20 protein-coding genes, 1 riboswitch and 1 other annotated feature are annotated in these 22,902 nt (G+C 31.7%); all 20 genes read left to right on the top strand.

The annotated features are described in order from the left end of the window. Positions 1-138: 138 nt before the first annotated feature. Entirely contained in the window at positions 139-2,769 is a 2,631-nt protein-coding gene (gene polA, locus HMPREF2715_RS01430) for a DNA polymerase I (RefSeq protein WP_070580870.1), read from the top strand. A gap of 15 nt (positions 2,770-2,784) precedes the next feature. Continuing rightward, on the top strand, positions 2,785-3,657 hold the full coding sequence (mutM, locus tag HMPREF2715_RS01425) for a bifunctional DNA-formamidopyrimidine glycosylase/DNA-(apurinic or apyrimidinic site) lyase (RefSeq protein ID WP_070839190.1): 873 nt from the start codon (positions 2,785-2,787) through the stop codon (positions 3,655-3,657). A gap of 16 nt (positions 3,658-3,673) precedes the next feature. Next, the gene (coaE, locus tag HMPREF2715_RS01420) at positions 3,674-4,282 is read left to right on the top strand and encodes a dephospho-CoA kinase (RefSeq protein ID WP_070441148.1); all 609 of its coding nucleotides are present in this window, start codon (positions 3,674-3,676) and stop codon (positions 4,280-4,282) included. Between the two features lie 219 nt (positions 4,283-4,501). After that, positions 4,502-5,527, top strand: a complete 1,026-nt coding sequence (gene gap / locus HMPREF2715_RS01415) for a type I glyceraldehyde-3-phosphate dehydrogenase (RefSeq protein WP_070580866.1) — start codon at positions 4,502-4,504, stop codon at positions 5,525-5,527. A 254-nt stretch (positions 5,528-5,781) separates the two neighbouring features. Further along, positions 5,782-6,252 (top strand): transcriptional regulator NrdR, encoded by a 471-nt coding sequence (nrdR, locus tag HMPREF2715_RS01410; RefSeq protein WP_037551021.1) that lies wholly within the window; start codon positions 5,782-5,784, stop codon positions 6,250-6,252. Beyond that, a complete protein-coding gene (locus HMPREF2715_RS01405) occupies positions 6,253-7,638 on the top strand; it encodes a replication initiation and membrane attachment family protein (RefSeq protein ID WP_070441142.1) in 1,386 nt (461 codons plus the stop codon). It abuts the gene before it with no gap. Beyond that, positions 7,639-8,559 (top strand): primosomal protein DnaI, encoded by a 921-nt coding sequence (gene dnaI, locus HMPREF2715_RS01400; protein ID WP_053024752.1) that lies wholly within the window; start codon positions 7,639-7,641, stop codon positions 8,557-8,559. 303 nt (positions 8,560-8,862) lie between these two features. Further along, positions 8,863-10,800 (top strand): threonine--tRNA ligase, encoded by a 1,938-nt coding sequence (gene thrS, locus HMPREF2715_RS01395; RefSeq protein ID WP_070441139.1) that lies wholly within the window; start codon positions 8,863-8,865, stop codon positions 10,798-10,800. 48 nt (positions 10,801-10,848) lie between these two features. Continuing rightward, a riboswitch (Lysine riboswitch) is annotated at positions 10,849-11,024 on the top strand. Between the two features lie 159 nt (positions 11,025-11,183). Next, entirely contained in the window at positions 11,184-12,677 is a 1,494-nt protein-coding gene (locus HMPREF2715_RS01390) for an amino acid permease (protein ID WP_070441136.1), read from the top strand. 63 nt (positions 12,678-12,740) lie between these two features. Next, positions 12,741-12,867: a sequence feature (ribosomal protein L20 leader region), on the top strand. 22 nt (positions 12,868-12,889) lie between these two features. After that, positions 12,890-13,417, top strand: coding sequence for a translation initiation factor IF-3 (gene infC, locus HMPREF2715_RS01385; protein ID WP_029376631.1), 528 nt, complete (start codon positions 12,890-12,892; stop codon positions 13,415-13,417). 27 nt (positions 13,418-13,444) lie between these two features. Next, positions 13,445-13,645, top strand: a complete 201-nt coding sequence (gene rpmI / locus HMPREF2715_RS01380; RefSeq protein WP_002448990.1) for a 50S ribosomal protein L35 — start codon at positions 13,445-13,447, stop codon at positions 13,643-13,645. 54 nt (positions 13,646-13,699) lie between these two features. Next, entirely contained in the window at positions 13,700-14,056 is a 357-nt protein-coding gene (gene rplT / locus HMPREF2715_RS01375) for a 50S ribosomal protein L20 (RefSeq protein WP_011275545.1), read from the top strand. A 285-nt stretch (positions 14,057-14,341) separates the two neighbouring features. Beyond that, on the top strand, positions 14,342-14,950 hold the full coding sequence (locus HMPREF2715_RS01370) for an NUDIX domain-containing protein (RefSeq protein ID WP_070839187.1): 609 nt from the start codon (positions 14,342-14,344) through the stop codon (positions 14,948-14,950). Positions 14,951-14,962: 12 nt separating this feature from the next. After that, on the top strand, positions 14,963-15,886 hold the full coding sequence (locus HMPREF2715_RS01365) for a hypothetical protein (RefSeq protein ID WP_070485020.1): 924 nt from the start codon (positions 14,963-14,965) through the stop codon (positions 15,884-15,886). A gap of 158 nt (positions 15,887-16,044) precedes the next feature. Further along, entirely contained in the window at positions 16,045-17,349 is a 1,305-nt protein-coding gene (gene tig, locus HMPREF2715_RS01360; protein WP_070839184.1) for a trigger factor, read from the top strand. A gap of 157 nt (positions 17,350-17,506) precedes the next feature. After that, a complete protein-coding gene (gene clpX, locus HMPREF2715_RS01355) occupies positions 17,507-18,769 on the top strand; it encodes an ATP-dependent Clp protease ATP-binding subunit ClpX (RefSeq protein WP_033080133.1) in 1,263 nt (420 codons plus the stop codon). 217 nt (positions 18,770-18,986) lie between these two features. Then, the gene (yihA, locus tag HMPREF2715_RS01350) at positions 18,987-19,574 is read left to right on the top strand and encodes a ribosome biogenesis GTP-binding protein YihA/YsxC (protein WP_070580861.1); all 588 of its coding nucleotides are present in this window, start codon (positions 18,987-18,989) and stop codon (positions 19,572-19,574) included. 170 nt (positions 19,575-19,744) lie between these two features. Continuing rightward, positions 19,745-21,091, top strand: a complete 1,347-nt coding sequence (gene hemA, locus HMPREF2715_RS01345; RefSeq protein WP_070441121.1) for a glutamyl-tRNA reductase — start codon at positions 19,745-19,747, stop codon at positions 21,089-21,091. Between the two features lie 21 nt (positions 21,092-21,112). Then, entirely contained in the window at positions 21,113-21,925 is an 813-nt protein-coding gene (gene ccsA / locus HMPREF2715_RS01340; protein WP_070441118.1) for a cytochrome c biogenesis protein, read from the top strand. Positions 21,926-21,955: 30 nt separating this feature from the next. Beyond that, the gene (gene hemC, locus HMPREF2715_RS01335) at positions 21,956-22,888 is read left to right on the top strand and encodes a hydroxymethylbilane synthase (RefSeq protein ID WP_070441115.1); all 933 of its coding nucleotides are present in this window, start codon (positions 21,956-21,958) and stop codon (positions 22,886-22,888) included. The last annotated feature ends 14 nt before the right edge of the window (positions 22,889-22,902 follow it).

Here is a 22,902-nt window from a genome sequence, read left to right as displayed (position 1 = left end):
GGTTGAGGATATGAAAGTGCCTTTTTTATTTAAATAATAAGTAATGTAGAGTGTGAAAAGTTATTGTATAAACCATACATTCGTTATGGCACAGGTTATATGCTAAAATATAATAAAATCACACTGGAGGTATACGCTTTGAATAAATTAGTTTTAATTGATGGTAATAGTTTAAGTTTTAGAGCATTTTATGCATTACCACTACTTTCTAACAAAGCAGGAATACATACGAATGCAGTATACGGTTTTGCTATGTTATTGGAAAAGATTATAAGAAAAGAACAACCAACACACTTTTTAGTTGCGTTTGACGCCGGCAAAACAACATTTAGACATTCAAAATTTAGTGAATACAAAGGCGGAAGACAGAGTACCCCACCTGAGTTAAGCGAACAGTTCCCATACATTCGACAATTATTAGATACTTACCATATAAAGCACTATGAGTTAGAAAATTATGAGGCTGATGATATTATAGGCACATTAAGTAAAGAAGCTAACGAGCAAGGGTTTGAAACGATTATTGTTACTGGTGATCGAGATTTGACACAGTTAGCAACTGATAATGTTACAATTTATTACACTAAGAAAGGTGTAACAGATGTTGATCATTATACTCCAGAATTCATTAATGAAAAATATGATGGACTTAACCCAAGTCAAATTATAGATATGAAAGGACTTATGGGTGACACATCTGATAACATCCCTGGCGTTGCTGGTGTAGGTGAAAAGACGGCTATCAAATTATTGAAACAATTCAATACTGTTGAAGGTGTTTATGACAATATAGAATCTGTTTCAGGAAAAAAATTAAAGGAAAAACTTGAAAACAGTCGTGAAGATGCATTTATGAGTAAAGAATTAGCAACAATTAATAAAGATAGCCCAATTGAAGTTGCATTACAAGATACTAAGTTAGAAAATCAAGATGATAATAAAGATATAATTGAATTATTCAAAAAGTTAGAATTCAAACAATTATTATCTGATATAGATAGTAATAATACTGAAGAGAATCACGAGGATAAAGTCATTGAAGTGAGTAATGATTTTAACAACATAAATTTTAAAGAATTAAAAGAAGCTGTGATTCACATCGAAGTAGATGGTACCAATTACTTACAGGATACAATTTTAAAATTTGGATTTTATGATGGAGTGGACCATGTTGTAATAGCTTCCGATCAACTAAAGGAATATCCTGAATTGATTAAATGGCTAGAGAATGATACTACAGAAAAAATTGTTTATGATGCTAAAAAAACATACGTTGTTGCACATAGATTAGATATAGATATAAAAAATATTGTATTTGATGTTATGTTAGCAAGTTATATTATTGATCCATCGAGAACGATAGATGATGTAAATTCTGTAGTAAGTAATTATAATCAAAATTTTGTTCAAGATGATATTTCAATTTATGGCAAAGGGAAAAAGCGACATGTTCCAGAAGACGCAATTTTAAATAAGCATATTGCTACAATCACAGAGGCAATTTATGCCTGCAAACCTGAAATGGTTGCTGAATTAGAATCGCACCAACAAATTGATCTATTGTTAAATTTAGAACTTCCACTTGCACGTATTTTAAGTGAAATGGAAGAAACAGGAATTTATACGGATATTAATGATTTAAAACAAATGCAGTCTGAAATTCAAGAAAAATTAGATTTACTAATAAGTAATATTCACGAAGCGGCTGGGGAAGAATTTAACATTAACTCTCCTAAACAATTAGGTGTAGTATTATTTGAAACACTAGAACTACCTGTCATTAAAAAAACAAAAACTGGATATTCTACTGCAGTTGATGTGTTGGAGCAGTTACAAGGTCAGCACCCAATCATTGACTATATACTTGAATATCGTCAATTATCAAAATTACAATCCACTTATGTAGAGGGATTACAAAAAGTCATAAGTAAAGATAACAGAATTCATACTCGCTTCAATCAAACATTAGCACAAACTGGTCGTTTATCAAGTGTAGATCCTAATTTACAAAATATACCTGTCCGTCTTGAAGAAGGACGTAAGATTAGAAAAGCTTTTAAGCCTACTTCAAATGATAGCGTGATATTATCAGCTGATTACTCTCAAATTGAATTACGTGTACTTGCTCATATTACCCAAGATGAAAGTATGAAAGAAGCATTTATCAATGAAAGAGATGTTCATACTGCTACTGCGATGAAAGTATTTGATGTAGAAGCGAATGAAGTTAACGCTTTAATGAGAAGACAAGCTAAAGCTGTTAACTTTGGAATAGTATATGGTATTAGTGATTATGGTTTGAGCCAGAGCTTAAACATTACTCGAAATAAAGCAAAATCATTTATAGATGATTATTTGGAAAGTTTCCCAGGTGTAAAACAATACATGTCTGATATTGTTAAAGATGCGAAAGCAGATGGATTTGTTGAAACATTATTGCACCGCCGTAGATATATACCAGATATTAATAGTAGAAACTTTAATTTGAGAGGTTTTGCTGAACGTACGGCAATGAATACTCCAATACAGGGTAGTGCAGCAGATATTATTAAATTAGCAATGGTAGAATTTGATAGACAAATTAAACGAACGTCATATCATGCTCAATTATTACTACAAGTACATGATGAATTAATTTTCGAAGTACCTGCAAATGAAGTTGAAGATTTTAGTTTATTTGTTGAGGAAATTATGGAACACGCATTACAATTAGATGTGCCGTTAAAAGTAGATTCCAACTATGGATCTACATGGTATGATGCAAAATAGAAAGAGGAATTAGAAATGCCAGAATTACCAGAGGTTGAACACGTTAAAAGAGGTATAGAGCTATATATATTGAATGCAACTATTAAAAGTGTGACATTTTCAAACAAAGTTATTGAGGGTAAACAACAAGGAAAAGAGACAATTATTAAAGAAATTAATTTGGATGGTTTCAGATTGAATAGTGAAAGTTTTAAAATAAAATCCGTTGATAGAAGAAGTAAATATATTGTTTTCACTATTGAAAAAAATAACAACCAGCGTATTATATTAAGTCATTTAGGTATGGCAGGCGGATTTTTTATTGTCGATAAATTATCAGATATTAGTACACCTAACTATCGAAAACATTGGCATGTTGTGTTTCATTTAGATAATGGTAAACAACTTGTTTATTCTGATATTAGACGATTTGGTGAACTAAGAAATCTGGCTACTTATAATGATTATCCAGCTTTTCTTGAAATTGCGCCTGAACCTTTTGATGACAATGCATTAAACTATTTTTTAGACCGGATTAAACTTAAGAAATACCAAAACAAACCTATTAAACAAATGTTGCTTGATCATAAAATGATAGCAGGTTGTGGAAATATTTATGCATGTGAAGCGTTATTTAGAGCAGGCGTTTTACCTGAGAGAAAAGTAAAAGATGTATCTAATCAAGAACGACAAATGTTATTTTATTATGTTCAAGAAGTATTAAATGAGGGTATAAATAATGGCGGTACTAGCATTTCTGATTATCGTCATGCTGATGGCAAAACAGGAGAAATGCAATTACACTTAAATGTATATAAACAAAAGACATGTAAAATATGTGGTCATGATATTGAGCAAAAAGTCATTGCATCGCGAAATAGTCATTTTTGTCCACATTGTCAGAAATAAAGGTGAGTGAATATTTATGCCAAAAGTTATTGGATTAACAGGTGGTATTGCCACTGGAAAGTCAACGGTTTCTGAGTTATTAACAGCATTTGGTTTTAAAGTTGTTGATGCTGATATAGCTGCAAGAAAAGCTGTTGCAAAAGGAACCAAAGGTTTAGAACAAGTTAGAGCAGCTTTTGGTGATAGTGCTATCACTGAGGAAGGTGAAATGGATCGCAAATATATAGGTGAAATTGTTTTTAATCACCCAGAGAAACGTTTAGAGTTAAATGATATTGTGCATCCTATAGTTAGAGAAATAATGGAAGAAGAAAAGCAATCATATCTTAATCAAGGTTATGATGTCATTATGGATATCCCGCTTCTTTTTGAAAATGAATTACAAAATACAGTTGAAGAAGTATGGTTAGTATACACGTCTGAAAGTATTCAAATTGAGAGATTGATGGAGCGAAATCAATTGTCGCTAGAGGATGCGAAAGCGCGCGTTTATAGTCAAATATCAATAGATAAAAAGAGTAGAATGGCAGACCATGTTATTGATAACCTAGGGGATAAGTTGGAACTGAAACAAAACTTAGAACAGCTATTGACTGATAAAGGTTTTATTAACAAAGATATATAAAATTTGCTTAAGCAATTATTTATGCTTCGGCTCTAGTAGATGAATGATGTAAATGTCAAATTTTTACATAGAGAAGTCTATTAGAGCTTTTTGTTAATCAAATATTGTCGATTAAAAAATTTTTTAAAATTAATAGAAAACGCTTTCAAAATCAAATTATTATGTTACACTATTTTTATAAAGTATAACATATAAACAAACGATCAAGGGGTGCTTTAAATGTCAACAAATATTGCAATTAATGGTATGGGTAGAATAGGTAGAATGGTGTTAAGAATCGCATTACATAAAGAAGATTTAAACGTTGTAGCGATTAACGCAAGCTATCCACCTGAAACAATTGCACATCTAATAAATTATGATACTACTCATGGTAGATTTGATAAAAAAGTAGAACCAATTGAGAACGGTATCCGTGTCGATGGACAAGATATTAAACTTGTTTCTGACCGTAACCCTGAAAATTTACCTTGGAAAGACTTAGACATTGATATTGTAATTGAAGCTACAGGTAAATTTAACCATGGCGATAAAGCAATAGGTCATATTAATGCAGGTGCTAAAAAAGTATTATTAACTGGTCCTTCTAAGGGTGGCCATGTACAAATGGTGGTTAAAGGGGTAAATGATAACCAATTAGATGTAGATACATATGACATTTTTAGTAATGCATCTTGTACAACTAACTGCATTGGTCCGGTAGCAAAAGTGCTTAATGATAAATTTGGCATCGTTAACGGTCTTATGACAACAGTACATGCGATTACTAACGATCAAAATAATATTGATAATCCGCATAAAGATTTACGTCGTGCACGTTCATGTAATGAAAGTATTATTCCAACTTCAACTGGCGCAGCTAAAGCTTTAAAAGAAGTACTTCCAGAATTAGAAGGTAAATTGCATGGCTTAGCTTTACGTGTGCCAACTAAAAACGTGTCACTTGTAGACTTAGTTGTAGATTTAAAAGAAGATGTTACAGCTGAACAAGTCAATGATGCATTCAGAAATGCTGGCCTAGATGGTATTCTAGATGTAGAAGACGCGCCACTAGTATCAATGGACTTCAATACAAATCCTAATTCAGCAGTTATTGACGCTCAAAACACAATTGTGATGGATGATAATAAAGTAAAAGTGATTGCATGGTATGATAATGAGTGGGGCTACTCAAATAGAGTAGTTGAAGTTGCTCAACAAATTGCTAAATTAATTGCCTCTGAAAATGTTGCAACGGTTAACTAAGAAGATATCACTATAAATTAAAACGAGACTGTTAAATCTTTTGACTAAGATTTGATAGTCTCGTATTTTATTTTTATGTGATTTTGTATTTAAACTTTCACACATTCTTGTCATTTAAGAAATATATTATGCATATAACTAGATTCTTATTAAGATACTTTTGTTTTAGTCTAATTTAAATGAGAATTAGACTTCTTTTGTCAAGAATGCTTTTATAGTATAATAAATCATAATCTATTCAAGAGGGTGAAGATATGAAATGCCCAAAATGTAGTTCAACACATTCGCGTGTAGTTGATTCTAGACATGCCGATGATGCAAATGCAATTAGAAGAAGAAGAGAATGCGAAAATTGTGGTACTCGATTTACGACGTTCGAACATATAGAAGTAAGTCCATTAATTGTAGTAAAAAAAGATGGAACTCGAGAACAATTTTTAAGAGAGAAAATTTTAAATGGTCTTGTTAGATCTTGTGAAAAGAGACCAGTACGTTATCAACAATTAGAAGATATTACTAATAAAGTTGAATGGCAGCTACGTGATAGCGGACAAACTGAAATATCTTCACGAGATATTGGTGAACATGTTATGAACCTGTTGATGCATGTCGATCAAGTTTCTTATGTGAGATTTGCTTCAGTTTATAAAGAGTTTAAAGATGTTGATCAATTGTTAGCATCAATGCAAGGTATCTTGAACGATAATAAACGGAGTGATATATAAATGAGTTTACAATCGTATGAGTATGGTTTGAGTCCACATGACGGTTTTAAAGTGTATCGTCAGTTCCAAATAAATCATAATCATTTGGAAATACTTAATAGATTGTATATGCCATTAATTGGCGCGCAAGCGATAGGTACATATCACTTTATGAACCAATTCGTGAATAGTGATGACACATTAACGCATTACACAATAATGAATGAATTGAAAATGAATTTATCAGAATTTAGACAGTATATGGATTTATTGGAAGCAATCGGTTTATTTAAAACATATGTAAAGCATGATGAACAACAATCATTTTTTATTTACGAATTGATACAGCCACCAACTGCCTATCAATTTTTTAATGATCCTATGTTATCAATTTATCTATATAACCAAGTCGATAAACAACGTTTTAAAAGCTTAAAAAATTATTTTAAAAAGCATGATTTTGATTTAAGTGGGTTTCAACAAGTAACTCGCAAGTTTACTGATGTTTTTAAAATTCCACACTCAAGCGTTACTATTGATGCTTCATCAATAAAAAAAGAAAAACCATATCATGGTATAGATTTATCCAATGTATCATTTGATTTTGAGATTTTAAAAGAAATGCTACGTCATCATTTTATTAGCGATGAAATTATAACTAAAGAAGCTAGAGATTTAATTGTTCAATTGGCTACATTGTATGGTTTAACAGAAGATGCTATGAAACGAATTATATTAAATTCTATTACAAGTAATCAACAATTATCATACGAAGAAATGAGAAAGCATGCGCGTTCGTATTATTTAATTGAACATAATCAACAATTACCTGAACTAGAGACTAAGGCTAGTAATCAAAATGAAGTGAATAGTAACAATCAATCTGTGTCTTCAAGTCAACCCACTTCAAATGATGATTGGTTTCAATTGTTAGAGGAAACAAGTCCAATAGATATGTTGGCGTCATGGTCAGAATCAGAACCAACATTTCAACAAAAGAAAATGATTGAAGAGTTAGTTGAAAGAGAAAAATTAAACTTTGGTGTAATTAATATTCTTTTACAATTTGTAATGCTAAAAAATGAGATGAAACTACCTAAAACATATATTTTAGAAATCGCATCTAATTGGAAAAAATTAGGTATTAAGACTGCAAAAGAAGCATATAACTATGCGTTAAAAGCAAATGAATCAAAATCAGAAAATAAAGGTAATGACCAACGTCAATCAAGAAAACGTTATTCAAAATCACGTGAGATTGTATCTAGAGAAAAAACACCTAAATGGTTAAAAAATAGAGGTCAAGAAAATACTGATAAAGAAACGACTAAAGAAGAACAAGAACAGTTTGAAAAGGAAAGAGCTGCGTTTCGTGAACAATTAAAACGCGATTGGGAGGAGGATTAAATGAAATCATTCAATAGTATTATCAAATCAAATGGCGATTTAGAAAAAAGAATTGCTAAAATAAAAAAACAAGTCGTCAACGATCCTGATGTTAAATCATTCTTAAATGAACATCAATCTGAATTAACCAATGAAATCATTGATAATGACTTAAATGTGTTACAAGAGTATAAAGATCAACAAAAAAATTATGATGGGCATGATTATGAAAATTGTCCAAACTTTGTTAAAGGTCATGTACCTGAATTATATATCGACAATAATAGAATTAAAATACGTTATAATATGTGCCCTTGCAAAATTAAACACGATGAAGAAAGATTTAATTCTCACTTAATCACATCACACCATATGCAACGTGATACATTAAACGCTAAGATGAAAGATATTTATGACACTGATTTGAACCGATTAGTTATTGCTAAAAATGTAAATGATATCTGTAAAAAATTAGTTAATGGAGAAAATGTAAAAGGAATGTATATTCACGGTCCATTTGGAACTGGGAAATCATTTATTCTAGGTGCAATTGCCAATCAACTTAAAGCTAAAAGTGTTGCTTCTACGATTGTTTATTTACCTGAATATATTCGCACGCTAAAAAGTGGTTTCAGAGATGGTAGTTATGAAACAAAGTTACAACGAATACGAGAGGCAAATATATTAATGATAGATGATATAGGTGCGGAAGAAGTAACACCTTGGGTTAGAGATGAAGTAATTGGACCATTACTACACTATCGCATGGTTCAAGAACTACCAACGTTTTTCTCATCCAATTTAAATTTTGATGAGCTAGAACATCATTTATCTATCACACGTGAAGGTGCGGAAGAAACAAAAGCTGCTAGAATTATTGAAAGAATTAAATCTTTATCAACGCCATATTATTTGGATGGTAAAAATTTAAGAAACAATTGAAATTTAAAATAACTATTGTATAATTAAGATAAATCTTAATCGTTGAAATAATTGAAGATATGATAATTTAATCCATGTTATACAGCGAGCTAATAAATGATGAGAGATTAGCTAACAAATTAAATTATTACTCCTTCATCATTAGGTGTTGGTAATCAATGCCCGGCTCAAGACCGTTATCTTAAGTAGAGATATTTAGCTATTGCTAAATAACTAGGGTGGTACCACGACGAACTCGTCCCTTTTTTAGGGGCGAGTTTTTTTATTTCAACGAAATTAGAATTTATTTATGGAGGTTTTATAATGGATCAAATAAATGTTCAATTCCCAGATGGTAATTCGAAAGCGTTTGATAAAGGCGTAACAACTGAAGAAATTGCACAATCAATTAGCCCTGGATTAAGAAAAAAAGCGGTTGCTGGTAAATATAATAATCAAATGGTTGATTTAACTAGACCATTAGAAGAAGATGGTTCAATTGAAATTGTGACTCCAGGTAGTGATGAAGCGCTTGAAGTTTTACGTCATTCTACTGCCCATTTAATGGCCCAAGCTTTAAAACGTTTATATGGGGATGTTAAGTTTGGAGTTGGCCCTGTTATAGACGGTGGGTTCTATTATGATTTTGATATGGATGAAAAGGTTTCGTCAGATGACTTTGAAAAAATTGAAAAAACGATGAAACAAATTGTTGATGAAAATCATAAAATTGAACGTAAAGTTGTATCAAGAGAAGAAGCTAAATCATTCTTCAAAGATGATCCTTATAAATTGGAATTAATTGACGCTATACCTGAAGATGAAAGTGTTACTTTATATTCACAAGGTGAATTTACTGATTTATGCCGTGGTGTACACGTTCCTTCAACTTCAAAAATCAAAGAATTTAAATTACTTTCAACTGCCGGTGCATATTGGCGCGGGGATAGCAATAACAAAATGTTACAGCGTATTTATGGTACAGCATTCTTTGATAAAAAAGATTTGAAAGCACATTTAGAGATGCTTGAAGAACGTCGTGAGCGTGATCATCGTCGAATTGGTAAAGATTTAGAGCTTTTCACTAACAATCAATTAGTAGGTGCAGGTCTTCCATTATGGTTGCCTAATGGTGCTACAATCCGTAGAGAAATTGAACGTTATATAGTTGATAAAGAGGTAAGTATGGGTTATGACCACGTATATACTCCAGTGTTAGCAAATGTAGAGTTATACAAAACTTCTGGACACTGGGATCATTATAGAGATGATATGTTCCCACCAATGAAATTAGACGAAACAGAAGAAATGGTATTACGACCTATGAATTGTCCACATCATATGATGGTCTATAATAATCGTCCTCATTCTTATCGTGAACTACCTATCCGTATTGCAGAATTAGGAACTATGCACAGATATGAAGCCAGTGGTGCTGTATCAGGATTACAACGTGTACGTGGAATGACATTAAACGATTCACACATATTCGTTAGACCTGATCAAATTAAAGATGAATTTAAACGTGTTGTTAACATGATTCAAGAAGTATATAGTGACTTTGGCTTTGAAGATTACACATTCAGATTAAGTTACAGAGATCCAGAAGATAAAGAGAAGTATATGGATGATGATGAAATGTGGAACAAAGCTGAGACTATGTTAAAAGAAGCAGTCGATGAAATGGGATTACCATATGTTGAAGCAATTGGTGAAGCAGCATTCTATGGTCCAAAACTGGATGTTCAAGTTAAGACTGCTATGGGTAAAGAAGAAACTTTATCAACTGCTCAAATTGATTTCTTATTGCCAGAACGTTTTGAACTAACATACATCGGTAGCGATGGTGAAAATCATCGTCCAGTAGTTATTCATCGTGGCGTAGTTTCAACTATGGAACGATTTGTAGCGTTCTTAACTGAAGAAACTAAGGGTGCATTCCCAACTTGGTTAGCACCTAAACAAGTTGAAATAATACCTGTTAATGTTGACTTACATTATGACTATGCTAGAAATTTACAAGATGAATTAAAATCACAAGGTGTACGTGTAGAAATTGATGACCGTAATGAAAAAATGGGATACAAAATTCGTGAAGCACAAATGCAAAAAATACCTTATCAAATAGTTGTTGGTGATAAAGAAGTTGAAAACAATCAAGTCAATGTACGTAAATACGGTTCTCAAGATCAAGAAACAGTTGAAAAAGATGAATTTATTTGGAGTTTAGTAGATGAAATTCGTTTGAAAAAACATAGATAGTCTTGATAAAAATGATAGCTTAATGTATATTACTATATAGTTAATTAAAAAAGAGTTAGAGGTTGCGTCTTTAATTAGTAACACTTCAGAAGTTATTAAGGAACGTATGTTGAAAGTGTGGAAGGTAAAGATGCCGAAATGAATGATAACCTTAATTATCATTTGTTGGGACAGTTATCGAATAGAAACTGTACTGTCACAATTTGTGATGTGCTACCGACATAGATTAAGCAGATGGTTGCATATCAAAAGGTATGCAACCATTTTTTTATGCTTTAAAGAATTATAAACTATTTGGAAGTATAATTTGAATGCGTTCATAATCATCGCATAACACAACAAAACTATTTTAGTTAGCCTCTACTGTAAGAAAGGGAGCTTCTATGAAAAAAGTCGAAAATCAAGATGATGGAATCAAAAGAGGACTGAAGGACCGCCATATTTCTATGATAGCAATGGGTGGTTGTATCGGTACCGGATTATTTATGACCTCTGGGGGAGCAATACACGATGCAGGGGCACTAGGTGCTTTAATTGCATATGCGATTATTGGAGCTATGGTATTCTTCCTCATGACATCTTTAGGTGAAATGGCAACGTATTTACCAGTGTCTGGTTCATTTAGTACTTACGCAACACGTTTTGTAGATCCATCATTAGGATTTGCGTTAGGTTGGAACTATTGGTTTAACTGGGTTATTACAGTTGCAGCAGATGTAACCATTGCTGCACAAGTCATTCAATATTGGACACCTATGGCTGGTATTCCAGCATGGGTTTGGAGTTGTATATTCTTAGTTATTATATTCGCACTAAACTCTTTATCTGTTAGAGTTTATGGTGAAAGTGAATATTGGTTCGCTTTAATCAAAGTTGTAACAGTCATTATCTTTATCATTATTGGTCTTTTAACGATACTAGGTATTATGGGTGGAGAATTTGTAGGTTTCGAGACATTTACGAAAGGTGACGGACCAATACTAGGTGGTAACTTAGGTGGGAGTTTATTATCAATACTAGGCGTCTTCCTAGTTGCTGGATTCTCATTCCAAGGTACAGAATTAATTGGTATTACAGCTGGAGAATCTGAAAATCCAGAACGCGCTGTACCTAAAGCTATTAAACAAGTATTCTGGAGAATATTATTATTCTACATATTAGCAATATTTGTTATAGGTATGTTAATCCCTTACGATAGTAATGCATTGATGGGTGGCGATGATAATATTGCGACTTCTCCATTTACACTCGTGTTTAAAAATGCAGGGTTAGCTTTTGCGGCATCATTTATGAATGCAGTTATTTTAACATCAGTATTATCAGCAGGTAATTCAGGTATGTATGCCTCAACACGAATGCTTTATTCGATGAGTAAAGATAAATTAGCTTTTCGTTCGTTTGGTAAAACGAATAAATATGGTGTTCCTTATCTATCACTAGTTGGAACAGCGATTTTAGTAGTTATTATTTTCTTAGTGCAAAAACTAAGTGGTGATGCATATGAGTATATAGTTGCTGCTAGTGGTATGACTGGCTTTATCGCATGGGTAGGTATTGCAATTAGTCATTACAGATTTAGAAGAGCTTTCGAAAAACAACATCATAGTAAAAGGGAATTGAAGTATAAAGCTAAATGGTTCCCATTCGGTCCTATATTCGCAGGCTTGCTCTGTGTTATTGTCATAATTGGGCAAGATGTTGATTTTATTAAAACAGGTCATTTCGATTTAAATCGCTTCATTATCACATATATGGGAATCCCAGTTTTCTTAGTATTCTTTATTTATCATAAATTGAGATATAAAACGAAGATAATTCCATTAGATAATGTAGATTTAAGACAAGATGTTTCAATGGATGAAGTAAAACATCACTAATATTAAAATAATTGTTGACTTATATGATATACACTGATATGATTATTAACGTTGAATACGAAACGTACCAAGTAGAAACACCCGTTTCTCACCTGTAGCGACGCTTAAAGCAGTTGGCAGGTCAATCATGTCACACATAAATGTGTATGAGAGAAGAGCGGGCATAATTTGTCCGCTCTTTTTGCTTGGAAAATTTCGTAAAATTTTGGGAGGTGTCAACCATAGCAAAAGATCAAACGCAAGTTAACGAAAAGATTCGCGCTAAAGAATTACGTTTAATTGGCCAAAATGGTGACCAAATTGGTGTTAAATCAAAACGAGAAGCATTAGAAATGGCTGAACGTGTTGAATTAGATTTAGTAGTTGTAGCACCAAATGCTAAACCACCTGTTGCAAGAATTATGGATTATGGTAAGTACAAATTCGAACAGCAGAAAAAAGAAAAAGAAATGAAAAAGAAACAAAAAGTTATCAATGTTAAAGAAATACGCCTAAGTCCAACTATTGAGGAACATGATTTCCAAACTAAGTTGAAAAATGGTCGTAAATTCTTATCTAAAGGCGATAAATGTAAAGTTTCTATTCGTTTCAGAGGTCGTGCAATCACTCATAAGGAAATTGGTCAGCGCGTATTAGAAAAATTCGCTGACGAATGTAAAGATATTGCCACTGTTGAACAGAAACCTAAAATGGAAGGGCGTCAAATGTTTATCATGTTAGCGCCTATTAACGAAAAATAATTCACTATTATTAGGAGGAAATGAATCATGCCAAAAATGAAAACTCACCGCGGAGCAGCTAAACGTGTTAAAAGAACTGGTTCAGGCCAATTAAAACGTTCAAGAGCTTTCACATCACACTTATTTGCAAATAAAAATACTAAACAAAAACGTAAATTACGTAAAGCTAAATTAGTTTCTAAAAGCGATATGAAACGAGTAAAACAATTATTAGCTTATAAAAAATAATTGTAATTGATAAATGAACGATAATTAATTGTTATATCTAAGGAGGAATTTAATATGCCACGAGTTAAAGGTGGAACAGTAACAAGAGCACGTCGTAAAAAAACGATTAAATTAGCTAAAGGTTACTTCGGTGCTAAACACACACTATATAAAGTAGCAAAACAACAAGTAATGAAATCAGGTCAATACGCTTTCCGTGACCGTCGTCAACGTAAACGTGATTTCCGTAAATTATGGATTACACGTATTAACGCAGCTGCACGTCAACATGACATGAGCTATTCAAGATTAATGAATGGCTTGAAAAAAGCTGACATCAATATTAACCGTAAAATGCTTTCTGAAGTTGCTATTTCAGATGAAAAAGCTTTCGCAGAGTTAGTATCAAAAGCTAAAGAAGCTTTAAAATAATTAACTTTTCCGAGCCTGTGACATAATCTAATGTCTCAGGCTATAATTATATATTGGCAACAGTTGCTTGAATTAAATTTTCATTTGTAACAAGTTTTTAATTCTAAACAACTTTGTCGGGGTGGGATGATGAAATGAATTTTTAAAAATATTATTTCTGTTCCACTCCTTTTTTATTTTAACCATCAGGTGAATAGGACATTATTAATTTATGCACCTTTATTTGTTGTTTAATGATTTAGTTTGATAAAATGCTAATTAAGAAACTAATGTAAGGAGAACATTATGTCTAAATATGATGAACAAATAATAGTAGTATCAAGAGATATCCTTTTTGAACAAGAGTCAAATGCTTTTAACGGCTTTTTAACTAAAAATGATCCACAAGGTAAAGCGATATTTAATACTTTTTCTAATTATGAAGTTAAAAGACGTGGAGATATGGAAGAAGACCCTTCGTATAAACAATTAATATCATATTGTCTTTTAGAAAATGAGAAAAATGAAATATTAGTATACAAAAGATTAAGTGGTGGTGGAGAGTCACGTTTACATGGTCAATCTTCTATCGGTGTAGGTGGACACATGAATGATGTGATTGGCGCAAGTTCTGTAAATGAAGTTTTAAGGGTAAATGCTCAAAGAGAGCTAGAAGAAGAAGTCGGTTTATTAGAAGCTAATTCTCAGAATTTGGAATATATAGGTTTTATAAATGATGATACAAACGATGTGGGTAAAGTACATATAGGTGTAGTCTTTAAAATTAAAGTTAACTCAAATGATATTGAAGTACGTGAAACAGATACATTAAAAATTCAATGGTTAGAAAAAGAGCGTATTGGTAATTATGATCAATTTGAAACATGGAGTGCATTAATTTTAAAAGATTTATAGGAGGGATACAACATGTCAGACATCATCCCTTTTCCAAAACTACAGCAAAAATTGTATAAAGATATTAAATCATCTCATAACAGTCAACATTACGAAACGGTATATCAATTAATTGAAGATTATGAAGCACAATTTGAACTAGATGAGACATTAGCCTTAATTAAATGTGATATGTTATATCATTTGAATTCGTTTTTGGAGTTAAGAGAAGAAGCTATTGTACTTTTAAAAAGAGGTATTCAAGCGTATGATGAGTTAATGTTATATTATATCAAGGCGTTAAATGGCTTAGGTCAGTATTATGAGTCTGTAAATGTTATCAATCAAATTATAGACGAAGTTCAAAGTCACAAAACAAGAATGGCGTTATTTCCATTAAAAGAATATGCTCAATCTCAACTCAATGAAGATAAACATATCACAAGCCAATCATTGGCTAAATTTAATACACTCAATTTGAATGAACAAATACAATTAGTTCTTAAATTAATTGATAATGGGCATTATGAATTTAAAGAAACTATAGCCTTTTTATTATCTAATGAGGTTGAGGCAGATAATTTAAAAAGTTTAATGCTAGAATTTTTAAGATTTGCTGGCTACAATATACCAATTAATATTAACAAGATGAATTATACAGTTAACGTTATTCCTAATGAGCTTAATGGTTTGGAACATACTGAACTTAAAACTCAAGTAATTCCTCGAGTAATTGATAAACTAGAAAATGGAGCACTCAATATCATTGATGAAGCAATACATACCATGAATAATCATGCTATATTACTATATCCACTCAATATATTCGATTTATACACCTGTGATGATTGGATTACTGGTTATGATGTTTACTTTAAATCAATGATTGGTATACAAACTAATAAAGGAAATGTAAAAATATTAAATTTTATTAATAGTCTTGATGGTCAACTTTGAGCAAATTATTTTATATTGTTAAATTAATTCGTTAAAGTTAGATTATTGAATTTTAAAAGTGTTTTAAGCCCTATAGAAGACTGTTTGTGTCCGTATAGGACGTGTGCTATAATAGGGAAGTTGAAAAAATAAAAATGTAATCATGGAGGTATTTATACATGACAGCAACTTGGGAAAAAAAGGAAGGTAACGAAGGATTATTAAAAGTTACAGTTCCAGCAGAAAAAGTAGACAAAGCATTAGATCAAGCATTTAAAAAAGTAGTTAAACAAATTAACGTGCCTGGTTTCCGTAAAGGTAAAGTGCCTCGTCCTATCTTTGAACAACGTTTCGGTGTAGAAGCATTATATCAAGATGCAGTAGATATTCTATTACCTGAAGCATATGGTGAAGCTATTGATGAAACTGGAATCAATCCAGTAGCTCAACCAGAAATTAATGTTACACAAATTGAAAAAGGTAAAGATTTTGAATTTGAAGCTACTGTAACTGTTGAACCTGAAGTTCAATTAGGTGATTACAAAGGTTTAGAAATAGAAAAACAAGATTCAGAATTAACGGATGAAGATTTACAAGAAGCAATTGACCACAGCCTTGGACACTTAGCTGATATGGTAGTTAAAGAAGATGGTGCTGTTGAAAATGGAGATACAGTAAACATTGACTTTGATGGCTATGTTGATGGTGAGCAATTTGAAGGTGGACAAGCAGATGGTTATGATCTTGAAATTGGCTCAGGCTCATTTATTCCTGGATTTGAAGATCAATTAGTAGGCGTTAAAACAGGTGAAGAAAAAGATGTAGTTGTAACTTTCCCTGAAGAATATCATGCTGAAGAATTAGCTGGCAAAGAAGCTACTTTCAAAACTAAAGTAAATGAAATTAAATATAAAGAAGTACCTGAATTAGATGATGAAATTGCAAATGAATTAGACTCAGATGCTAACAGTGTTGATGAGTACAAAGAAAACTTACGCAAACGTTTATCAGAACAAAAAGCTGAGGAAGCTGAAAATGTTGAAAAAGAAGAAGCAATTAATAAAGCAACTGATAATGCTACAATCGATATTCCTCAAGCAATGATTGACACTGAATTAGATCGTATGGTTCAAGAATTTGGTCAAAGAATCCAACAACAAGGATTAGAGTTACAAACTTACTTCCAAATTTCAGGTCAAGATGAATCTCAATTAAGAGAACAAATGAAAGATGATGCAGAACAACGCATTAAAACAAACTTAACACTTTCAGCTATTGCCGATAAAGAAAATATTGAAGCAAATGATGAAGATATCGAAAAAGAATTAGAAAAAATGAGTAAACAATTTAATATCTCAGTTGAAGATATTAAAAATACTTTAGGTAATACTGACATTATTAAAAATGATGTACGTATCCAAAAAGTAATTGACTTACTTAGAGACAATGCTAAATACGTTGAATCTACTAAAGAAGATAAATAATAATTCATTGTTAAATTAATAATTAAAATTTAAAGTAGCAGGTGCATCAATATATGTAACCTGCTACTCTATATTTTAAGCATTTTAGTTGTTAACCATGAATTTGCATTGTAGAATGCTATCTAGTATAGTCGTTTAAGAATAGAGGTGTAAATGAATGTTTAAATTCAATGAAGATGAAGAAAATTTAAAATGTTCTTTCTGTGGTAAAGACCAAGACCAAGTTAAGAAATTAGTCGCAGGAAGTGGCGTATATATCTGTAATGAGTGTATCGAACTATGTTCAGAAATTGTAGAAGAAGAATTAGCTCAAACGACTTCTGAAGAGTTTACTGAACTGCCTACACCGAAAGAAATTATGGATCATTTAAATGAATATGTTATTGGTCAAGAAAAAGCTAAAAAATCTTTAGCAGTTGCCGTATATAATCACTATAAACGTATCCAACAATTAGGACCTAATGAAGATGAAGTTGAATTACAAAAAAGTAATATTGCTTTAATAGGACCAACTGGTAGCGGTAAAACATTATTAGCACAAACATTAGCTAAAACTTTAAACGTTCCATTTGCTATTGCAGATGCTACAAGTTTAACTGAAGCAGGTTACGTTGGTGACGATGTAGAAAATATTTTACTACGATTAATTCAAGCAGCTGACTTCGATATTGATAAAGCTGAAAAAGGGATTATCTATGTTGATGAAATTGATAAGATTGCCAGAAAATCTGAAAACACATCAATTACGCGTGATGTATCTGGTGAAGGTGTTCAACAAGCCTTACTTAAAATTTTAGAGGGTACGACTGCAAGTGTGCCCCCACAAGGTGGACGTAAACATCCCAACCAAGAATTAATACAAATTGATACAACAAATATCTTATTCATTCTAGGTGGTGCTTTTGATGGCATCGATGAAGTAATTAAACGTCGCTTAGGAGAAAAAGTGATTGGATTTGCAAGTAATGAAGCGGATAAATACGATGAGGAAGCATTGTTAGAACAAATTCGCCCAGAAGATTTACAATCATATGGTTTAATTCCTGAGTTTATTGGTCGTGTGCCAATAGTTGCTAACTTAGAAACATTAGATGTAGAAGCGCTTAAAAACATTTTAACGCAACCTAAGAACGCTTTAGTAAAACAATATACTAAAATGTTAGAACTTGATAATGTTGAGTTAGAATTTACCGAAGAAGCATTAGCTGCGGTAAGTGAGAAAGCTATTGAGCGTAAAACAGGAGCACGTGGATTACGTTCTATTATTGAAGAAGCATTAATCGATATTATGTATGATGTTCCTTCATCAGAAGACGTAACTAAAGTTGTTATTACTGATAAAACAATTAATGATGAAGTTGACCCAGAATTATACGATTCTGAAGGTAACTTATTGAATGATAGTAAAACATCAGCATAATATAAGTTATTTAAGTTTGAGTACGCTCTGTAAAGATTGCGCCGAACAAGTGAAATGTTTTTTAGATCCTATAAACAATTAAAGTTGGAGTGGAACATCGAATTCTATTTGAATTCTGTTCTGCTCCTTTTTTAATTAAAAAATTGCTTATTTAGATATAATGAAATATATATTATAATGAAACAGTTAAATTTAATTACAAAAGAGAGGATAATTTATGAATATTAATCCTAATAACATTGATTTGATTATAAGTGCTGTACAAGAGGCTCAATATCCTGATACAGGTTTATCTGAAGTGGCATTAAGTGGACGTTCAAACGTTGGTAAATCTTCTTTCATTAATAGTATGATTGGCAGAAAAAATATGGCTCGCACGTCGCAACAACCAGGTAAAACACAAACATTAAATTTCTTTAATATTGATGATCAATTAATATTTGTCGACGTCCCTGGATATGGCTATGCAAAAGTGAGTAAATCACAACGCGAGAAATTTGGTAAAATGATTGAAGAATATTTGACTAAGAGAGAGAGTTTAAAGCTAGTCATTCAACTAGTTGACTTACGACACAATCCAACTGAAGATGATGTTTTAATGTATAATTACTTAAAACATTTTGATATACCTACACTAGTTATTTGTACTAAAGAGGACAAGATTGCAAAGGGTAAGATTCAAAAGCATATTAAAAATATTAAAGAGAAATTAGATTTAGATCCAGATGATACGATTATTAGTTACTCATCAATTCAAAATACAAAGCAGCAACAAATATGGGATTTAATTGCTGATTATTTATAATTATTTTAATCTAAGCAGGGATCAAACTTCTGTTTAGATTTTTTAATGGGATAAGTGTCAAAATTTTGACTTCAAATTAGAATCTTTCTAATTTGTTTGAGCAATCAACTTAAAATCATTAAATAATGTGTTATAATATCAGTATTGTTAGTATTTGGAGGGCGTTATAAATGCATTTTATTGCTATAAGTATAAATCATCGCACTGCTGATGTAGCACTTAGAGAGCAAGTAGCTTTTAGAGATGATGCCTTGCGATTAGCCCATGAAGATTTGTTCGAAACTAAATCTATTTTAGAGAACGTCATTTTATCTACATGTAATCGTACTGAAGTATATGCTATTGTTGATCAAATTCACACAGGTCGTTACTATATTCAAAGATTTTTAGCGCGTTCATTTGGATTTGATGTAGATGATATAAAAAATATGTCAGAAGTTAAAGTGGGGGACGAAGCAGTTGAACATTTACTGCGAGTCACTTCTGGCTTAGATTCAATTGTATTAGGTGAAACTCAAATTCTTGGACAAATGAGAGATGCATTCTTTTTAGCTCAAGACATTCAAACAACTGGTACAATTTTTAATCATTTATTTAAACAGGCTATTACTTTCGCTAAAAAAGCTCATAATGAGACTGACATAGCAGATAATGCTGTGAGTGTTTCATATGCAGCAGTTGAATTAGCTAAAAAGGTATTTGGTAAACTAAAAGGTAAACGAGCTATTATTATAGGTGCAGGGGAAATGAGTGAATTATCACTCTTAAATTTATTAGGTTGTGGCATTGATGATATTACTGTCGTTAATAGAACTGAAACTAATGCGTATAAATTAGCAACGAAGCACGACGTAAATTATAATAAACTTGAGTCATTACCAACTCTTTTGACTAATGCTGATATTGTTATCAGTTCAACAAGTTCGCCAGATTTTATTGTTACAAAATCTATGATTGAGTCGGTCAATCTTAATAGAAAAGCTTCTTCATTATTGTTAATAGACATTGCGGTTCCTAGAGATATCGAACCAAATGTTAATATCAGCGAAAATATTTTCAGCTATGACGTGGATGATCTTAAAGGTTTAGTTGATGCTAACTTGCGAGAACGTCAGATGGCAGCTGACTTTATAGCAAGTCAGATTCCTGATGAAGTCCAGGCTCATAATGATTGGGTAAATATGTTAGGTGTTGTACCTGTAATTAGAGCATTGCGTGAAAAAGCAATGACAATCCAGTCAGAAACAATGGATAGTATTGATAGAAAGCTACCTGATCTTAGTGATAGAGAACGTACAATCATTTCGAAACATACTAAAAGTATTATTAATCAAATGTTGAAAGATCCAATAAAACAGGCCAAAGAATTGAGTAATGATAAGAGAAGTAATGAAAAATTAGAGCTATTTCAAAACATATTTGATATTGATGCTGCAGACCCTTACGAGGATATTAAAGCTCGTAAAGCACAAAAAGAAAAAGAAGTTTCTATCCGTCACATCTTTAGTTTTGAATAAGCATATTAATATGGTGATAATATGCAAGAGACCCTGTTTATTAGATTTCATGAAATAATATTAATTATATATTTAATTAGTATTCTCTGTTATTTTATAGATTTCGTTAAAAAGAGTCATAAAATTAGAGAATTAGGAATTTATACATTAGGGATTGTTTGGATATTGCAAACAATCTCTTTGTCTGTTTATATCACTTCGCATAATCAAATTCCGGTGAGTTCATTATTTGATGTATTTTTCTTTTTATCATGGATAATTATATGTATAGCACTGGTTTTAAATGTAGTTAAAGTATTAAGTTTTTCAGTATTCTTTCTCAATGTTATTGGATTTATATTATTGATGATGAATACTTTTCAACCTGAACATTACTCAACAAATGTGCAACGTATTACAGTTATAAATGAATTGTTATTAGTGCATATAGGCTTAGCGGTATTAAGTTATGCTCTTTTTGCATTAGCTTTTGTAAATTCATTACTTTATATTATTCAATACCGCAATTTAAGGGAAAAGAATTTTGATCAAAAATACTTTAGAATTGGTAGCGTAGCCACACTTGAAACGGTTGTGTTTTATTCATCTTTAAGTGGTTTCATTATTTTAATTTTGAGTATTATTTTAGGCGCACAGTGGGGTGTCTATGCAATTGGACATAGTATTTTTGCTGACCCTAAAGTAGTACTATCTTCTATTATTACAATTTTTTACGCTATTTATCTACTAAGTCGTATTAATCGATGGTTTAAAACAATTTATTTAATTTACTTTAATATTATGTTATTTTGCTTATGCATGATTAATCTATTTTTCACAACACATTTCACTTAAAATTTCAAATGTCATTAGGAGGCAACAATTATGCGCAAATTGGTTGTAGGCTCACGTAGAAGTAAGCTTGCCTTAACTCAGAGTCAACAATTTATAGATAAGTTAAAAGCGGTGGATCCAACCCTTGAAATAGAAATTAAGGAGATTGTCACTAAAGGTGACCGCATCGTAAATAAACAATTATCTAAAGTGGGCGGTAAAGGACTATTTGTTAAAGAAATCCAACAAGAACTTTTTGACAAAGAAATTGACATGGCAATACACTCACTTAAAGATGTACCAAGTATCATTCCTGAAGGTTTAACAATAGGTTGCATACCTGATAGAGAAGTTCCATTTGATGCTTATATTTCTAATAATCATATACCTTTAAATGAATTACCGGATGGTAGTATTATTGGTACGAGTTCATTAAGACGTGGTGCTCAAATTTTATCTAAATATCCAAACTTAGAAATTAAATGGATAAGAGGAAATATTGACACTCGACTTAAAAAATTAGAAACAGAAGATTATGATGCAATTATTTTAGCTGCTGCAGGACTTAGACGTATGGGTTGGTCAGATGATATTGTAACGACATATCTGGACAAAGATATTTTATTACCAGCTATTGGACAAGGTGCATTAGGTATAGAGTGTCGTAGTGATGATGTCGAACTATTGGAATTATTAAGTAAAGTTCATAATCAAGCAGTAGCGAATTGTGTTATAGCTGAAAGAACATTCCTTTCAGCTATGGATGGTAGTTGTCAAGTACCTATTGGAGGGTATGCAACTAATAAGGAGAATGGTGAAATTGAATTTACTGGGTTAATTATGACTCCAGACGGTACAAAGAGATATGAGCACACAGAAGTTGGTAAAAATCCTGTTGATTTAGGTGAAACAGTCAGCCGTGTTTTAAAAGAGCAGGGTGCCTATGAAATAATCAAAAAACTAAATGAAGAACAAGCGCATTAAACCATATTGTTGAG

Origin of the sequence: Staphylococcus sp. HMSC062A01, assembly GCF_001836805.1 — a bacterium.
Classification (GTDB): Bacteria; Bacillota; Bacilli; order Staphylococcales; family Staphylococcaceae; genus Staphylococcus; species Staphylococcus haemolyticus.
Note: the sequence above shows the minus strand (reverse complement) of the source record. Positions and strands in the feature narration are given on the sequence as shown.